General features: G+C 59.0%; 14 protein-coding genes and 2 pseudogenes. 4 read left to right on the top strand and 12 right to left on the bottom strand.

What is annotated here, in order from left to right; genetic code table 11:
- Positions 1 to 51 precede the first annotated feature (51 nt).
- Positions 52 to 531, top strand: coding sequence for a pyridoxamine 5'-phosphate oxidase family protein (locus tag ACM5SV_RS35095; RefSeq protein WP_003555195.1), 480 nt, complete (start codon positions 52 to 54; stop codon positions 529 to 531).
- A 223-nt stretch (positions 532 to 754) separates the two neighbouring features.
- On the opposite strand, the pseudogene ACM5SV_RS35090 reads toward ACM5SV_RS35095, so the two are convergent.
- Positions 755 to 1,626 (bottom strand): annotated as a pseudogene (locus tag ACM5SV_RS35090) (nucleotidyl transferase AbiEii/AbiGii toxin family protein).
- Positions 1,619 to 2,236: a type IV toxin-antitoxin system AbiEi family antitoxin domain-containing protein gene (locus ACM5SV_RS35085; protein ID WP_003555192.1), complete on the bottom strand. Its 618-nt coding sequence runs from the start codon at positions 2,234 to 2,236 to the stop codon at positions 1,619 to 1,621. The pseudogene ACM5SV_RS35090 and the gene ACM5SV_RS35085 overlap by 8 nt, the downstream one beginning before the upstream one ends.
- Positions 2,237 to 2,446: 210 nt before the next feature.
- On the opposite strand from ACM5SV_RS35085, the pseudogene ACM5SV_RS35080 reads away from it, so the two are divergent.
- Positions 2,447 to 2,614: pseudogene (locus ACM5SV_RS35080) on the top strand (pyridoxamine 5'-phosphate oxidase family protein); the annotation flags it as partial.
- Between the two features lie 42 nt (positions 2,615 to 2,656).
- Here the strand turns inward: ACM5SV_RS35080 and ACM5SV_RS35075 are convergent.
- Positions 2,657 to 3,568 carry a LysR family transcriptional regulator gene (locus ACM5SV_RS35075; protein WP_003555190.1) on the bottom strand — a complete coding sequence of 304 codons (912 nt, stop codon included), beginning with the start codon at positions 3,566 to 3,568 and terminating at the stop codon, positions 2,657 to 2,659.
- 99 nt (positions 3,569 to 3,667) lie between these two features.
- Between ACM5SV_RS35075 and ACM5SV_RS35070 the strand changes: the two genes are divergently transcribed.
- A complete protein-coding gene (locus ACM5SV_RS35070) occupies positions 3,668 to 4,543 on the top strand; it encodes an aldo/keto reductase family oxidoreductase (RefSeq protein WP_419425510.1) in 876 nt (291 codons plus the stop codon).
- A 34-nt stretch (positions 4,544 to 4,577) separates the two neighbouring features.
- Here ACM5SV_RS35070 and ACM5SV_RS35065 read toward each other — a convergent pair whose 3' ends face one another.
- From ACM5SV_RS35065 to ACM5SV_RS35025, 9 genes are all read right to left on the bottom strand, one after another.
- Entirely contained in the window at positions 4,578 to 6,737 is a 2,160-nt protein-coding gene (locus ACM5SV_RS35065) for a peptidase domain-containing ABC transporter (protein WP_128406768.1), read from the bottom strand.
- A 9-nt stretch (positions 6,738 to 6,746) separates the two neighbouring features.
- A complete protein-coding gene (locus tag ACM5SV_RS35060; protein ID WP_419425509.1) occupies positions 6,747 to 7,910 on the bottom strand; it encodes an HlyD family efflux transporter periplasmic adaptor subunit in 1,164 nt (387 codons plus the stop codon).
- A gap of 134 nt (positions 7,911 to 8,044) precedes the next feature.
- On the bottom strand, positions 8,045 to 8,287 hold the full coding sequence (locus ACM5SV_RS35055; protein ID WP_003555182.1) for a hypothetical protein: 243 nt from the start codon (positions 8,285 to 8,287) through the stop codon (positions 8,045 to 8,047).
- 208 nt (positions 8,288 to 8,495) lie between these two features.
- Positions 8,496 to 8,687: a hypothetical protein gene (locus ACM5SV_RS35050; RefSeq protein WP_003555180.1), complete on the bottom strand. Its 192-nt coding sequence runs from the start codon at positions 8,685 to 8,687 to the stop codon at positions 8,496 to 8,498.
- Positions 8,684 to 9,352 carry a hypothetical protein gene (locus ACM5SV_RS35045; RefSeq protein ID WP_244432325.1) on the bottom strand — a complete coding sequence of 223 codons (669 nt, stop codon included), beginning with the start codon at positions 9,350 to 9,352 and terminating at the stop codon, positions 8,684 to 8,686. Before ACM5SV_RS35045 ends, ACM5SV_RS35050 begins: the two co-directional genes overlap by 4 nt.
- A 63-nt stretch (positions 9,353 to 9,415) precedes the next feature.
- A complete protein-coding gene (locus ACM5SV_RS35040) occupies positions 9,416 to 11,305 on the bottom strand; it encodes an alpha/beta hydrolase family protein (RefSeq protein ID WP_419425508.1) in 1,890 nt (629 codons plus the stop codon).
- 146 nt (positions 11,306 to 11,451) lie between these two features.
- Positions 11,452 to 12,366 (bottom strand): polyphosphate kinase 2, encoded by a 915-nt coding sequence (ppk2, locus tag ACM5SV_RS35035; RefSeq protein WP_003555172.1) that lies wholly within the window; start codon positions 12,364 to 12,366, stop codon positions 11,452 to 11,454.
- Between the two features lie 110 nt (positions 12,367 to 12,476).
- Entirely contained in the window at positions 12,477 to 13,328 is an 852-nt protein-coding gene (locus ACM5SV_RS35030) for a helix-turn-helix domain-containing protein (protein WP_419425507.1), read from the bottom strand.
- 72 nt (positions 13,329 to 13,400) lie between these two features.
- Positions 13,401 to 13,790, bottom strand: coding sequence for a nuclear transport factor 2 family protein (locus tag ACM5SV_RS35025; RefSeq protein WP_419425506.1), 390 nt, complete (start codon positions 13,788 to 13,790; stop codon positions 13,401 to 13,403).
- 322 nt (positions 13,791 to 14,112) lie between these two features.
- Between ACM5SV_RS35025 and ACM5SV_RS35020 the strand changes: the two genes are divergently transcribed.
- Positions 14,113 to 15,033, top strand: a complete 921-nt coding sequence (locus ACM5SV_RS35020; RefSeq protein ID WP_012760631.1) for an NAD(P)/FAD-dependent oxidoreductase — start codon at positions 14,113 to 14,115, stop codon at positions 15,031 to 15,033.

The following is a 15,033-nucleotide window of genomic DNA, read 5'->3' as shown; positions in this document are numbered from 1 at the left end:
CATAGACCTCGGCAGATGGTTACCTCGTCTCTTGCTCAGATGGAGATGATGATGGCTAACAACGACGAGGCGACACGGGTATGGGAATTGATCGACAAGATCGGGTTTTGCATGCTGACGACCCGCAGCGGCGACGATCTGCGAGCCCGCCCGATGTCCGCCTACACCGCGCAGCTCGAGAATGCGATCTATTTTCTGACGGATGTCAGTAGTCACAAGGACGATGAGATCGCCCGCTGGCCAAACGTGTGCCTGGCCTTTGCCGACACCAAGGGACAGAAATATGTTTCCGTATCGGGGACGGCCGAGGTGCAGAACGACCGGGCGAAGATCAGGGAATTATGGGCGACGCCGGCGAAGGCGTGGTGGGACAATCCCGACGATCCTTCCATCCGCATCCTCAAGATGACCCCGTCTTCGGCCGAATATTGGGACAGCCCAGGCACGATCATCAGCTATATCAAGATGGCCGCCGCCGCGGTCTCGAACAGCAAACCTGACATGGGCGACAATGCCGAGGTCAAGCTCTAACGCATAGAAGCGCTCAACGACGTTCCCTCGGCCGAAAAATATCAAGCCTGATTGGCTGTTAACAGGCGGCACCCTGGTGGGCTCATCCACGTCATGACCATGCTTGCGATCGATGGGCTCTCGGTGCCCGAGAAACTTCCCGTGATGCAGGTTCAGTCGAGCGAGAACTCAGCGCGAGTCCAAAAGCATGAAGTTAGTGTGAGAGAGCTTGCTAGCAAACCGATCATTGGTCCAGCCTCGCAGCTGCAACCGCGTGCGGCATCAGGAATGCGGCAATCTCCGCGATGACGTCTGTCAGATGGCCAGGATTGTGTGCAACGCCTTCGATGAAAGCGCGCCATTGCCGCTGCTTTTGCTGGTCCTTGCCAAAGGCGTCCGTTAGGGCGTCAGGTAGGTTGGTGGGGATCGATGTCTCGCGGCGCTTAAAGGTAGCGGCGATTGCACGCGCCAGCCGATCATCGCTGAAGTCGTAAGACCTGCTGAGGATCCAAATGTCGTAGAAATCCTTCATGCGGCTGTTTACTCGCCCCAGCATCACCATGGCCTGAAACTTCTCGGCAATGACCGTTTCCCGCGCATAGGCCCGGAGCCGCGGCATCGGAAAATCGAGCATGGAAGGATAATCCAGGATCTCCACTCCAGGCTCAAGCGCATCGCCAAACCCGATGTCGATCGTCAGGTTGATCCGGGCTCCGCTGATTGTAGCGATCACCCGCAGCCTGAGCCCACCATAGTCCAGCGCCTCGCGAATGCGATCCACATGCAGCGTATCGGGATCGAACGTGACGCCATCGTCGGCCTCTTGCGCCAGAATTTCCCGAAATGTCTCAAGTGCATCGGGTCCGGACTCGGATCACCGAAACCCAAAAGATCGAGGTCGCGCGTGCCTCGGTGCGGGTCGTCGAACCAACTCATTATCAACATCGCCCCTTTTAGAACGAAGCGATTGGCGTGGGGCGACTGACTGAGCCGGAACAATAACCGTTCAAGAGCGAAACGCGTCAGGACCAGATCAAAGCTTTGCCCGCTTGCCTTGGCGAGGTGCAACAGGCGGGCTCGCACCGAGGCGCCGACGTTTCTGATTTCCTTAGCCATTGGCGGTCAGCGCCTCGAGGTACGGCCGGATCACGGATCCGACGCCACCGCGTTCGGCCTGGTTGGCGATTTCGCCAGGACTAGTCCTTCGTTGCCGCAGTGCCTCCTGCAGCCCCTCCATCGCTATCGAAAGGCCGATCTTGTTGCGATAGCGAAAGCAATCGGCGATTGTCTTGGCTATTCCAAAGACCTTCACGGGAACGCCTTCGATGACATGGGTTTCGACGCTTTCGGTGAGAAGGCTTTCGGTGAAACGTACGATGCGCATAGCGGGACCGTCCGGTTTCGGGGCCCAGTCCTTACGGCCTATGGCAAGCCAGATTTGTCTCGGAAGCTGATCCGTCAGGCCGTGGAATGCCAAGGCCGAAACGAGGCAGATAACGGCTTTCGGCGCGCGTTTGGCAACCTCTGCCATACTGTGGTTGACATCAAGCTCCGCATCAGGAAGTTGGTAGAGACCGCGGGCAAGCCGCAGCACCTCGCCATCCCGTTCCATTCGGCTCATGGTGGCCCCTGTCACACCTGCATTACGCAGTTCCCTCAAACGTGCTATTCCGCGCTCCGTTAGCACGGTCCGGGCGATTTGGCGTTGAGTGTCGGAACTGGGCATTGATATAAAAGCTCGGAGAATGGGATCTGTTGTCCTAGGATTTGTATCACGATCCCTAAAGGCGAGAAAGCCATCGCTTCGTGAATTCTTTCACCGTGAATAGTTGTCTCGATTGGATGAGAACTGCAAACCCAGTGGTTGGCGAGAGCAGGGGTGTAGCCTCGCCGAGACGGACACCTAGCCAAGTGACGTGAAAGCAATCGTGGCCATTGGTGGGACAATCCCGACGATCCTTCCATCCGCATCCTCAAGATGACCCCGTCTTCGGCCGAATATTGGGACAGTCCAGGCACGATCATCAGCTATATCAAGATGGCCGCCGCCGCGGCCTCGAACAGCAAACCTGACTTGGGCGACAATACCGAGATCAAGCTCTAACGCATAGAAGCGCTCAACGACGTTCCCTCTGGCCGAAAAATATCAAGTCTGATTGGCTGATGCCTTGACGAAGTCGATGAATGCCCGAAGCGGTGCCGGCACCAGCCGACGTCCGGGATAATAGAGGAACGGCCCGGAAAATCGCTGCCACCAAGGTTCGAGGATGGGCTCGAGCGCACCTCTGTCGAAATGCGGACGCAGCCAGTCCTCGAAGAGGCAGACGATCCCTGTTCCTGCTATCGCTGCATCGACGGCCAGGTCGGTCGCGCCGCCGACCCGCACGATCAGCGGTCCCGTTGGATCGACCCGCACGATCTCGCCATCGCGCTCGAACTCCCAGGGCGCCGTCATCGCACCGCTGTCGAAACGGCCCAATATGCAGGCGTGAGCGAGCAGTTCGCTCGGGTGTTGCAGACGGCCACGGCGATCCAGGTAGTCGGGGGAGGCTGCGATGGCAAAGCGCTGGATGCGTGGGCCGATCGGTATGGCGATCATATCCTGCTCCAGCCGCTCGTCATAGCGGATGCCGGCATCGCAGCCTGCCGCGATGACATCGACAAAGCTCTCGTCGGTCACCACCTCCAGCCGAATATCGGGATAGGCGGCGAGGAACGGTGGGACGATGGCGGGCAGTACCAGCCGCGCCGCGCTGACCGGCACATTTAGGCGCAAGGCACCCGCCGGCCTGTCGCGAAATCCATTGACGACGTCGAGGGCAGCTTCCACCTCGCTCAAAGCAGGGCCGAGCCGCGCCAGCAAGCCCTTGCCCGCTTCGGTCGGCACGACGCTGCGCGTCGTGCGGTTGAGCAGCCTGACACCGAGCTGGCCCTCCAGGCGGCGCACCGCTTCACTGAGGAAAGAGGCGCTGCTGCCGCTGACGCGCGCGCCCTCGCGGAAACCACCGGCACGCGCCACCGCAACGAAAGCATTGAGATCGCCCAGATCTGTCTTCACTGTTCGCCACTCCGCACAGCCCGTGCAGATTATAGCCAATTTTCATACGCCCCGACAATGTTTATCTTGGGGGTGTCATCTATTGAAAGGAGTACACTCATGTCCACTATCGATCAGTCCGGCACGTTCAACCTCGGCGGCCGCAGCGTGAAGCGGCTCGGCTATGGCGCCATGCAGCTTGCCGGGCCCGGCGTGTTCGGACCACCCAAAGATCATGGTGCGGCCTTGGCCGTCTTGCGAGAAGCGGTCGCGAGCGGGGTAAACCACATCGACACCAGCGACTTCTACGGCCCGCACGTCACCAACCAGATCATCCGCGAAGCACTGCACCCCTATCGCGACGATCTTGTCATCGTCACCAAGATCGGCGCCCGGCGCGGCGCGGATGGATCGTGGATTCCGGCCTTCTCGCGCGAAGAGCTGACGGAGGCAGTGCACGACAACCTCCGCAATCTCGGCCTCGATGTGCTTGATATCGTCAACCTCAGGATCATGTTCGACGTGCACGGTCCGGCCGAAGGGTCGATCGAAGCGCCGCTAACGGTGCTCGCCGATCTGCAGCGGCAGGGCCTGGTGCGTCACGTCGGGCTGAGCAACGTCACATCCAAGCAGATTACCGAAGGGCGTGGGATCACCGAGATTGTCTGCGTGCAGAACCAGTACAATCTGGCGCATCGGGCCGACGATGCCCTGATCGACGATCTGGCGTACCACGGCATTGCCTATGTACCATTCTTTCCGCTCGGCGGCTTCAGCCCGCTGCAGTCTTCCACTCTGTCTGATGTCGCCGCAGGGCTCAATGCCACGCCGATGCAGGTGGCGCTCGCCTGGCTGCTGCATCGGGCGAAAAACATCCTGCTGATCCCCGGCACTTCGTCCGTCGGCCATCTCAGAGAAAACCTCGCCGCCGCCGGGCTCGTGCTGCCGGATGAGGCTCTCAAGCAGTTGGACGGCGTTGCTGGCAGCGCCGCCTGAGGCACTCCGAAAGCGCAGGCGCGACGTCACGCTCTTAACGCGTGCTCAGGCTTTCGCCCAGTTGCAGGCTGATGACTTCCGTTGGTGGAGCGAGAGGTCGCAGGCCCTCGCCGTCCATGTAAAGAACCCTGTCGGCGGCAGCGATAGTTTCCTGCCGGTGAGCGACGACGATGCGCGTAATGCCGAGTGAGCGTATGGAATGATTGACGCGCGCCTCGTTGGCGGCGTCCATGTGAGACGTGCCTTCATCCAGGAAAAGCATTTTCGGCTTTCGATAAAGCGCGCGCGCCAGCAGCACGCGCTGCTTCTGGCCGCCGGAGAGGCTCGATCCCATGTCGCCGACGAGGGTTTCATATTGCATCGGCATTTTCATGATCTCGTCGTGGATTGCCGAAGCGCGTGCGGCATCGGCGATGGCTGCGGGATCGGCCTGCTCGGCAAACAGCGTGATATTGTCCGCTATCGACCCGGCGAAGAGATTGTCGTCCTGCAGGACGGCTGCGATCTGATCCCGAAAGCTCTTGTGACCGAACTGCTGGAGGGGGAGACCGTCAACGGCCACCTCGCCGGATTGAGGCAACAGCAGCCCGAGCATCACCTTCAGGAGCGTCGATTTACCCATGCCTGACGGCCCGGTGATGGCCACATGTTCGCCGGCTTCGACGGAAAGGTCGATCTCCTGGAGAACGAAGGGGTCGGTTGGGGAATAGCGGTAGGAAACGCTTTTGAGCTCCATGCGTCCTTTTAATTCCGTGACGGCCATGGAACCGGCGGCAAAGCTTCTGTCATCCTCCTCCAGGGCGATATCGGCCAAGCGTTCCAGATGCAGCCGCAACATCAAGAACGCCATGCCCTGATCGACGAGATTGCCGGCCTTGTCGAGGAACTGACCTTTATAGGCGAGGTAGGCGAAAACCATGCCGACGCTGAAGCCGCCATTCATGATGAAGCCGATTGCCAGATAGATGGTGACGACATTCTCCAGGCCGAACAACAAGGCATTGCCGGTCGTTTGCCAGATGCCTATGCGCGAGGAGCGGATGTTGGCGTTGACGGCATCCGTCAACAACGTCTGCCACATGGCATGCCGCATCGTTTCACTATTGTAGAGACGAAAGGTCTGGATGCCGCGTATCGTTTCGATAAGGGCTGTCTGCTCCTTGCCGTGGGCGATGATACTGCCTTCCTGCGCGCGGCGTTCGAACGAGAAGGATATCAGGCGAACGACGAAATAGAGAAAGAAGGCGGTCAAGGCGATCACTGCGAGCTTGGCACTGTAGAAGAACATGATTGCCAGTGTCGTCAGCGCAAGCAGTCCATCCACCAGCGTTCCCGCAACGCCTTCCGTCAGCATCTTCTGTATCGGCGTCACCGACTGGAAGCGGGACAGGATGTCGCCGACCTCCCGCTTCTGGAACCAGTCGAGCGGCAGCCGGAACAGTTTCCTGGCGATATTCGAGGCGATGCCGAAACCTAACGCGGAGCCCGCCGCCAGGATCACGAAGGAGCGAAGGAAACTCGCGCTGGTATTGAAGGCGGTGAAGAGCCCGAAACCAAGCGCAAGCACCGCAAGCAGATCGTGGTCGAGCGCCGGCAGCGCGTTGTCTATGCCGACCTGCAGGTAGTAGGGCAGGGCAAGCACGTAGATCTGGAGCACGACGCTGAGGACGATGACCTGAAGGAACGAGCTTCCGAGCCCGTTGATCCGCGTCCAGAGCTGCGACCAGCGCAACACCGTACGCTCCGTTTTCTTCTCGAATGCTTCGTTTGGCCTCAACTCCAGCGCAACGCCGGTAAAGTGGTCCGATACCTCAGACATTTGAAGCCATTCACTGCGACCAGCCGGATCGTGGATCAGCGCCTTGTCACCCGAAACCCGCTCGATGACGACATAATGGTTCATGTTCCAGTGGAGGATCGCCGGCAATGCGAGATTGGGCAGCTCTTCCAGCGGCAGCTTGACGGCGCGAGGCAGGAGGCCGACCTGGTCTGCGATCTTGATCAGGCTCGACAGCGGGGCTCCCCGAAATGACGGGGTGAAACGTCGGCGCATCGTCGCCAGATCAACGTCGTGCCCGTAAAAGCTCGCCATCATTGCCAGACAGGCCAGACCGCATTCGCTGACCTCATTCTGACGAATGAGACGAATTCGTGAATTTGAAAAGAACCCGGCCTGAAGTGCTTTGGAAGACAATCGCAGGTCCTATCGTCGTTGAAGGGCGAACAACGGCTCGAACAGCCATTCCAGTAGAGATTGGCGCGCGGTCGCAATCCGGGCGGACAAGGTCATGCCGGGAAACAGCGCCTGCTGCTTTCCGAAGGCCGTGATGCTCTGTCGCTCAAGGTCGACCGTCACGAGATAGTTCAGGTTGGTGCTCGCGCCGCTGCCACGGTTGATCGGGCTTTTCGACAGGCTCTTGACGCGACCTGCGATCGTCCCGAAGCTCTGGTAAGGGAAGGTATCGATCGCCAGCCGTACCTCCTGCCCGACCTCGACAAAACCGACGGCGGCGTTGGGCACGTCCAGTTGCGCATGCAATGTTGCATTCAGCGGCACGACGCTCATGAGCGCCTGCTGCGTGTTCAGCGGCTCGCCGATCTTGGCCGTGAGGGCAGAAACCGTACCGCCGATCGGCGATCTGATCACATAGGCACGGGACTGTTCATTGGTGGCGAGGCCGCGATTGATATCCTCACGCTGCGACTGGAGTGCTGCGACCTTCTCGTTTGAGCGCGCCTTGACCTGATCGAGCATTCGTTCGGCATCGGAGAGATCCGACCGCCGTTCCGTCAACGTGCTTTCCAGCACCGCCATTTGCTGGCGCCGCTCGGTGAGCGAATCTTCTCTCAAAGTCACGTCTCGTCGTGGAACGATACCCTTGTCGACCAGGCCGCGAATGCGCTCGACATCTTTCTCGATCGAGGTGATCAGTTCCTTTTGCAAGGCGATCTGGCTTTGAAGCTTGTCGATCTGCGTCTGGTAGCCGGATATCTGGGCGCTAAATTGCGCCGTTTGGGCAATTTCATCATTTTTGACTTCCGCCAGCTGCTCGCTGATGCTCGCATTCTGCCGGTCGAGCATTTCGGCGACTTTTTCGGAGGCTGATTCACCGCTGACCAGGTAGTCCTCGGAGCGCACGGCCACCAGTTCCTGGCCTTCTTCGACTTGATCGCCGTCTGCGACCATCATCTTCATGATGACGCCCGGGCGCGAGGGCATGACGACCGCCACGCCCTTGTCCGGCTGGATAATGCCGGTTGCGGTGACAATGCGGGAATAGCTTGCGATGGAAAGAAAGATCAGAACAACGATGAGGACGCCGGCCATCAGATAGCCGGTGACGTGCCACCCCATTGGTACCGCCATCGACACCGTTCCCGTTAAACGCTGGGACTGCCGTTCGAGGGCTTCTCGGCGAAACAGGCTCATTGAGATCAGATATGGTCGTTAGGGGAAGGAAGGGTGCCCCGCCATTGCGGCGGAGCCCCATGTTTTAAAGCTTAGGCAAAGGCTCTCGCCAGTCTGTAGACACCGTAGACGCCAAGGGCAGCGCCACCGACCGCAAGCGCTCCGACGCCGAAGGCGGAAATGCCCACGCCCGCGCCGATCGCCGCGGCGTACCCGAGAGCGCCACCACCTGCGAGTGCGGCTGCCCCGTCGATTGCGCCCCGAACACCGGAGCTGACGCCACCGCCGGATACGTGTTCCATCTCGGCGCTGGAAAGTTCTTTGATACCCTGCACTTAACTCACCATTTGCTTGTTTCGGGAAGGTAGTCGAAAACACTACGTGCACGGGAAAATTAGGTAGCATCAAGAAAGCGTCAACCTGCAGACGATGACTTTTGAAGACCGGGACAGGATTAAATATAGGATTCAATCATAACGGCCGGGAGATTTACGCCTCCCGGCCGTTGAAAACGTCACAGGCCTTTCAAGCCAGACGATAACATCAGGATGATTTCTTGACGAAAAGCTCGTAGGCGACAAAGGTCGCGACCATTGCCAGGAAAACCCCGATCGCCAGCGGATAATTGGCAGCGGCATTCGGGTCGGTCAGCTTGGGAATGCCGATGACGGCGCCTGCCGCCAAGACCGCCGATAACGCAACTTCCTGCACGATCAATTTTGAGAAGGCTGTCATGATTGACCTCCTGTCGCCTCGGTCTTCTCCACCCAAAGCGGAGCCCAGTCCTTCTGCTTCACCACGCTGCCGATCAGGAAGCATAGCGGCTCGCCGATAAGGCGCACCACCTTGCCGCCAAGCGAGCCCTTCGGACGGCGCCCGGCCTGGTAGGCAATCTCCAGAGCCCGCGCTCTGGCGAGAGGATACATGATTTTTTCCGCGAGCGGGCTTCGGCGCATCAGGTGGACATAGGGGATCGCCCAATATTGATATCCACGAACCGTCGTTTGCGACAGAGACTGATAGGTGAATTCCAGATCCGCCCGCCAAAGATCGCGGTCAAGCATGCCGCGTCGGAAGAAATGCGTGCAGATGACACGACCGCTGCTATTGCCGCCGCCGGAGAGGCCGCCATTATATATGCTGCCCGACGCCCCTGCTGCGAACCCTGCAGTGCCGGCAATCCCGGCTTTGCCCAGACTTCCGGTGGTCGCAAAAGTGCCGCCGGCTGCGTATGTTCCGCCTATCAGCCCACGATCGACATGGCCGACCCATGAGCCGGCACCGTTCACGGCGTCGATTTCAAAATCTTCAAGGGGATGGATGTAATATCCGCTGGTATCTGCATTAACACTCTGAACGTCAACCATAGGTGCCTCCGAGGTAAAGCCAAAACCCGCCATATCCGGCGCGCCAAGGGGAGGTTAGAGCAATCAGGGAGAGTATCAAGGCTTTGTTCTCGCGGTTTATACTCGGCGAGCGAGCATATTTCGCGCGCCATTGCCGAAACGCCCCTGAATCCAGTGCTTTGACAAGAAGGCCAGCGGATCGATTTTTTTTGCCTTGCCGCCGAGTTTGCGGCTGAGAAATAGCTCGATTTCGCGGGCGCGCACCAGTTTGGTTTGCCAGCCGGCATAGCCATGGCCCTCCCGATCGAAGTATAGCGCCGTGACATCGCGACCCGTCTCGCGCAACGCCTTCTCGAAGGCTTTCGTCTGTTGGCAACCGACGACCGGATCTTCCATTCCGGCGGTGAGCAGAAACGATCCGCGCAATTTCTTTGCATTGTGGAGCGGCGAGAATTCCTGCATCTGCGTGAGATCGCCGGGATCATCAGGATTGCCGAAGTAGCGGATGACCTGGCCGAGGAACAACCCCCAGCCGACCGGGTTGTTCTGCATCTGGTAGGGCAGATCCAGGATTGCGTAGTCGATGATTGCCGCGGAAAAGAGCTTGTCGTCGGCCATTGCCAGCGCGGCCATGAAACCTCCGTAGCTTTCGCCGGCGACCGCAAGCTTGCCTTCAGCCGCGATGCCTTGGGCGAGCAGCCATCGCCCGGCATCGGCGATATCGTCCTGCATCTTTCGCCCAAACTGCCGATAGCCCAGAGATTGGTACCTCTTCCCGAAGCCGGTCGAGCCGCGATAGTTGACTGACAGGGTCGCGTATCCGCGGCTTGCGAGGAAGCTCTTCTCGATGTTGTAACCCCAGCTGTCGTGGCGCGCCGGGCCGCCGTGAGCCATTACGACGGTCGGCACAGGATGAGGTGAGCCAGCCGGAAGCGTCAACAATGCTGGTATCTCCTCACCATCTCCGGCCGTGAAGTAGACAGGCTTCGTAACTGCCGAAAATGCCGACTTGCGCTTTTCCGCCGGCGCGGAAAGCAGCGTCTTGCTCTTATCCGCCAAGTTTAACAGATAGTGCTGGTAGGGTCGTTCATCATAGGAGATCGCGACCGTGAGCAGCGCACCAGCCTTGGAAGAACCTGAGATTTCGACGTCGGCATGCCCGTTGCGATCCAGAACCAGCTCAGTGAAGATCGTTCCTCTTTCCGAAAGGGCGATATATCGTGGATAGCCGTCGCGAATGACGGCGACGTCAGCCGGTTCGGTGGGCGTGAAGCGCAGCGCGTCTGAAACATCGACATCGCCGTCCTCGACCAGCACGGTTTCTCTACCGGTAACCGGGTCCAGCGAAACTAACGCGATCTTGTCCCGCTGACGGTTGGAAAGCGCCTCGAAGGCATTGCCTGACCTGTCCGTACGCCAGATGACCAGCGTGTCATCCGGCTCGAGTGCCGCCATCTCTCGCCACGGCGTGTCGGCGTTAATTCGGTGAAGGTATCGCCTCATTCCCGAGGCAGTCAGCTCGACGCGAATGCATGGAACCTGCGCCTCATTCAACAACCAGCTTTCGGTCGAGCCGTTGTTTTGTTCCAAGAGCCGCTTGTCGCGTCCATCCGCACTGGTTGCATAGAGATCGGCGACAGCGGGGCTGCGATCGTAGGAAACCAGGAATTGGTTGTCTGCGGCGTGTCGAGGGTCGACGATCACCTGCCACGTTTGGAAATCTCGTGGAGTAACGTCGGTGCGTGCCCCGGGTCGCCTGGGATCTACTTCCCACAGACGGTCTTTCTCGGTGAGAACCAAAAGGTCAGCGTATTGCCGCCAGCCAAAGTGGGAAAGGGCACCTTTGAACGTGGCGATGATGTTGAGTTCTCCGCCGGAAAATTCTCCGACGAAGACGGCGCGAGCGCCGCGTTTGGAGCCCCACCATGCGATGAGGGCGCCGTCGAAACTTAGTTCGTATCCCCACGTGGCACGTCTATCGGCGTAAAATCGGCTACTGGAAAGCAAGCATTTCCCTCACTCGTCCACTCTGAGGCACGGTCGACGGAACCTCACTCTTGAAGCGGAACCTAGTGTCGGGCGGGGAATGGTCCAGAGGCAGCACGCCGCGAGAGCCGCCCCCTGAAGATCAGGGCGCGGCGAATGCCATGCTTTCAATAGCGCTCCGGCACGAGCATTTCAGGCGGAACCGGCGCCCTGTTGTAATCGGCGTGACGGATGCGGTCCGGCAACTGGATCTCGGGTTTTGGAACATCCTCGTAAGGGATCTGCTCGAGAAGATGGGCGATGCAATTCAAACGCGCCCGTTTCTTGTCTACCGCCTGCACCACCCACCAAGGTGCATCCTCCGTGTGTGTCCGCGCCAGCATCTCTTCCTTGGCTTTGGTGTATTCCTCCCAATGGACCCGGCTTTCCATATCCATCGGTGAGAGCTTCCATTGCTTCAGCGGATCGTGGATACGCATCTTGAAGCGAAATTCCTGCTCCTCGTCGGTGATCGAAAACCAGTATTTGATCAACACGATACCAGAACGGACCAGCATCCGCTCGAATTCAGGCACCGAGCGGAAGAACTCCTCGAGTTCTTCGTCGGTGCAGAAACCCATCACGCGCTCGACACCGGCGCGATTGTACCAGCTTCGGTCGAAGAGGACCATTTCGCCAGCGGTCGGAAGATGCGGGACATAACGCTGAAAATACCATTGATGGCGTTCCCGCTCTGTAGGAGCGGGCAGCGCGACCGTCCGGCAGACGCGCGGATTGAGCCGCTGGGTCACGCGCTTTATCGCGCCTCCCTTTCCGGCCGAATCCCGGCCTTCGAAAAGCACAACCACCTTCAGCTTCTTGTGCTGAACCCAATCCTGCAGCCGCACCAGTTCGTGCTGCAGACGGAAAAGTTCCCGGAAGTAGATCTTTCGCTCGAGCGTCTGCTCTGCCGGTTCCGACATTCCTTCGGCGACCAGATCGTCGAGCCGGTCTTCCTCCATCTGCATTTCCAGCTCTTCATCGAAGCTGTCGGCGATTTCGGCCTTTATACGGCTGAGTTGGTCCTGAGGTGTTTGAGACATGGGCTTTCCCTTCCTGCTTTTTTTGACAGGAGCATGTCACTGCGAAGTTTGTGTGACGGTTCAGGTACGGAAAGCTGGATGTCCTACGCCACGGCCTTGACGGCGATGTCTCACTTCCCGGTCTGGCGCCAACGCGCGGCAGCCTGCTTCATCAGCTTGGCGTATTCCACCTCCGTGGCATCATCCAACGGGAACATGCACTCGATCCTCAATTCCTGGGTCGTTATCGTCTGCGCAGTGCCGACCGTGGTCACCAGCGAGAAGAAGCTCAGAACCTGCCCGTCCTTGACGAAGGACAAGGGGATGACGGGTGTGCTGTCCGCTGTCGTCGAGACCTTCCAGGCACTGTTCACATCCGGATAGGCGAGGAGCGCATCGATCAGCGCCTTCGTGTGCATGTCAATGACGCGGCCCACGGACTCTCTGAATACCCGCGCCATCAGACTTTTTGCAGTTTCCTCCCAGTTTGGGATGAAGGGCCGCAAACCGGCCGGATCGAACATCAGATGCAGCAGATTGCGCGGTTTTTCCCGTGCCGCCATGTCAATGAAGTTATTGAAGAAGCCCTGCGTCGCGTCGTTCGTCATGACGACGTTCCAATACCGATCCATGACAACTGCCGGAAACGGCTCGTGCTGAACAAGCATGCGCCTTAACGCGTCCGTGACGCCTTTCATTTCAACATCGTCGATACCGCCTTCGGCGTAAATCGGGGCGTAACCGGCGGCGAGCAATAACGTATTGCGCTCTCGCAACGGCACATCAAGGGCGTCGGCGAGATGCAGCAGATTGTGGCGGCCGGGCGTGCTTCGGCCACTTTCGATGAAGCTGATCTGACGCTGCGATATGCCGGTGTCGAGTGAGAGATCCAGTTGGCTCTTGCCGCGCGTGTCGCGCCAGGCGCGCAACTGGATGCCAAGCTCGTTCGATACTGCGCTTGAATGACTGTGCGTCGAGCTCATCTTATAGCGATCTCCGTCTGTGCGGCTAATGGCCGGCGGGGGCAATAACGCTCCCGCCAGCTGCGATATCGATCAGAAAGCAACCGGGCCAACCGATCCGTACCAGCGGCCAACTTTGGTCGGCTCTCGTTCATCCATATAGAAGAAGTGTGTCATCACCGGTTTGACAACCGGTTGAGCCTCGTCGTCGGGCGTCATTGTGACAGTCCCGCGAAAGATTTTCAGCGAGCCGCCGTCCCAATATTCCGCGACGTCGTGAAGCGCTGAGAAACCCGTGTCGATGAAGGCGCGCAGGTTCTCACGAATGGAGTCTCGCCCCTTCCAGTCGGCGACGCCTAGATTGCAGGTCGCATCCTGTGCCAGGCAGTCAAAGCCTCCGCCAAAGGTCTTGTCATCGATCTCCTTCCAGAAGGCCAACAGCCATTCAGGGGGTTCTCGTTTGGTAAAATTCATGGTCGTCATCGTCGTTCTCCTCGGCCGCTTTGTACGGGTGACGGCAGTTGAGCCATCGACATCGGTTGTCGGCCGCTTCTGTTGACAGGATTGTTCCTCCTGCAGGAAGGCCGTTCACTAATATCGCGGGACAGGGAATGCCCTCAATTACATCAGGTGTAATCAACGGGGCGAGAATGCGTCGTCCTTCAAATTCTCGGCAAAGAACGCACATCCGGACCTTTAGTTCTGCACAAAGCGCTATTCGTAACTTTTGTTGTGTCGAATAACGGGATATGTTACCAATCGTGTCAGTGTCATGGAAATCACACGGGTATCGAAGGCCAAGGTTATGAATGATGTAGTCGATACGGTGGTGGTCGGCGGCGGGGCCGCGGGGCTCAGCGCCGCCCTTTTTTTGGGAAGAGCCGGCCGATCGACGCTTGTATTCGACGGCGGTAAATCGCGCATTTTCAGCGTTGAAGAGGTGCGGGAGCATCTGGGCTTCGACGGCATGCCGACAGCAGCGTTCATGGCGCAAGCGCGTGCGGAAGCCGTCCGTTACGGTGCGGACATCAGATCCGAGCACGTCCATTCCATCGTGCCTCGTGAGGACGGATTGTTCTGGGTCGAAGCCACGGGATCCAGAGTCGCAGCACGCACGATCGTCTTGGCAACGGGAGTGATAGACGACCTTCCACCACTGTCAGGCTTGCCGGAAGCGTGGGGGCGTGACGTGCGTGTCTGCCCCTGTTTTGACGGCTATGAAGTTCGAGGCAAGCGTTTCGTGGTGTTCGGATTGCCGGAACGCCTGGCGCATATGGCGTCCTGGGTCTGGATGTGGTCGCGTGATGTCACTATCGTCTCACGGCACAGGTTCAATGAAGCCGACGCGGAACGCTTGCGGCTTCTCGATATCAACATCATTCCGGACGAAATCACCGGGCTCGTCCATCGAGACGGCAAGCTTGTTGGCGTTTCGACGGCGAGCGGCGGCGGGGAAATCGCCTGCGATGCGACATGGATCGCGGCGGAGATTCGGGCTGCATCGGGCCTCGCCGCATCCCTCTGCGAGGTCGATGAGATCGGTCTCGCCAGGACCGACAAGGATGGCCGGACCAGCAGGTCGGGCGTGTTTGCCGTTGGCAATGCGGATAATGCGGTCGCTCATCTTGCGCATGCATCTGCGGCAGGCACAGCTGTCGGTCCCGTGGTGACGATGTACCTCCTCGAACAGATCCTTGCCGAGCGCCGAAACACCAAAGCGGCGTGA

The sequence above is a fragment of the Rhizobium sp. CRRU65 genome (assembly GCF_048551595.1).
GTDB classification, from domain to species: Bacteria; Pseudomonadota; Alphaproteobacteria; order Rhizobiales; family Rhizobiaceae; genus Rhizobium; species Rhizobium leguminosarum_J.
This window is presented reverse-complemented; position numbering and strand designations above follow the sequence as displayed.

What these genes read in the sequence shown, in the direction of transcription:
- ACM5SV_RS35095 (WP_003555195.1), top strand. Translation starts at nt 52, where the DNA reads ATGGCTAACAACGACGAGGCGACACGGGTATGGGAATTGATCGACAAG.
- ACM5SV_RS35085 (WP_003555192.1), bottom strand. Translation starts at nt 2,236, where the DNA reads ATGCCCAGTTCCGACACTCAACGCCAAATCGCCCGGACCGTGCTAACG.
- ACM5SV_RS35070 (WP_419425510.1), top strand. Translation starts at nt 3,668, where the DNA reads ATGTCCACTATCGATCAGTCCGGCACGTTCAACCTCGGCGGCCGCAGC.
- ACM5SV_RS35060 (WP_419425509.1), bottom strand. Translation starts at nt 7,910, where the DNA reads ATGGCGGTACCAATGGGGTGGCACGTCACCGGCTATCTGATGGCCGGC.
- ACM5SV_RS35050 (WP_003555180.1), bottom strand. Translation starts at nt 8,687, where the DNA reads ATGACAGCCTTCTCAAAATTGATCGTGCAGGAAGTTGCGTTATCGGCG.
- ACM5SV_RS35045 (WP_244432325.1), bottom strand. Translation starts at nt 9,352, where the DNA reads ATGGCGGGTTTTGGCTTTACCTCGGAGGCACCTATGGTTGACGTTCAG.
- ppk2 (WP_003555172.1), bottom strand. Translation starts at nt 12,366, where the DNA reads ATGTCTCAAACACCTCAGGACCAACTCAGCCGTATAAAGGCCGAAATC.
- ACM5SV_RS35030 (WP_419425507.1), bottom strand. Translation starts at nt 13,328, where the DNA reads ATGAGCTCGACGCACAGTCATTCAAGCGCAGTATCGAACGAGCTTGGC.
- ACM5SV_RS35025 (WP_419425506.1), bottom strand. Translation starts at nt 13,790, where the DNA reads ATGACGACCATGAATTTTACCAAACGAGAACCCCCTGAATGGCTGTTG.
- ACM5SV_RS35020 (WP_012760631.1), top strand. Translation starts at nt 14,113, where the DNA reads ATGAATGATGTAGTCGATACGGTGGTGGTCGGCGGCGGGGCCGCGGGG.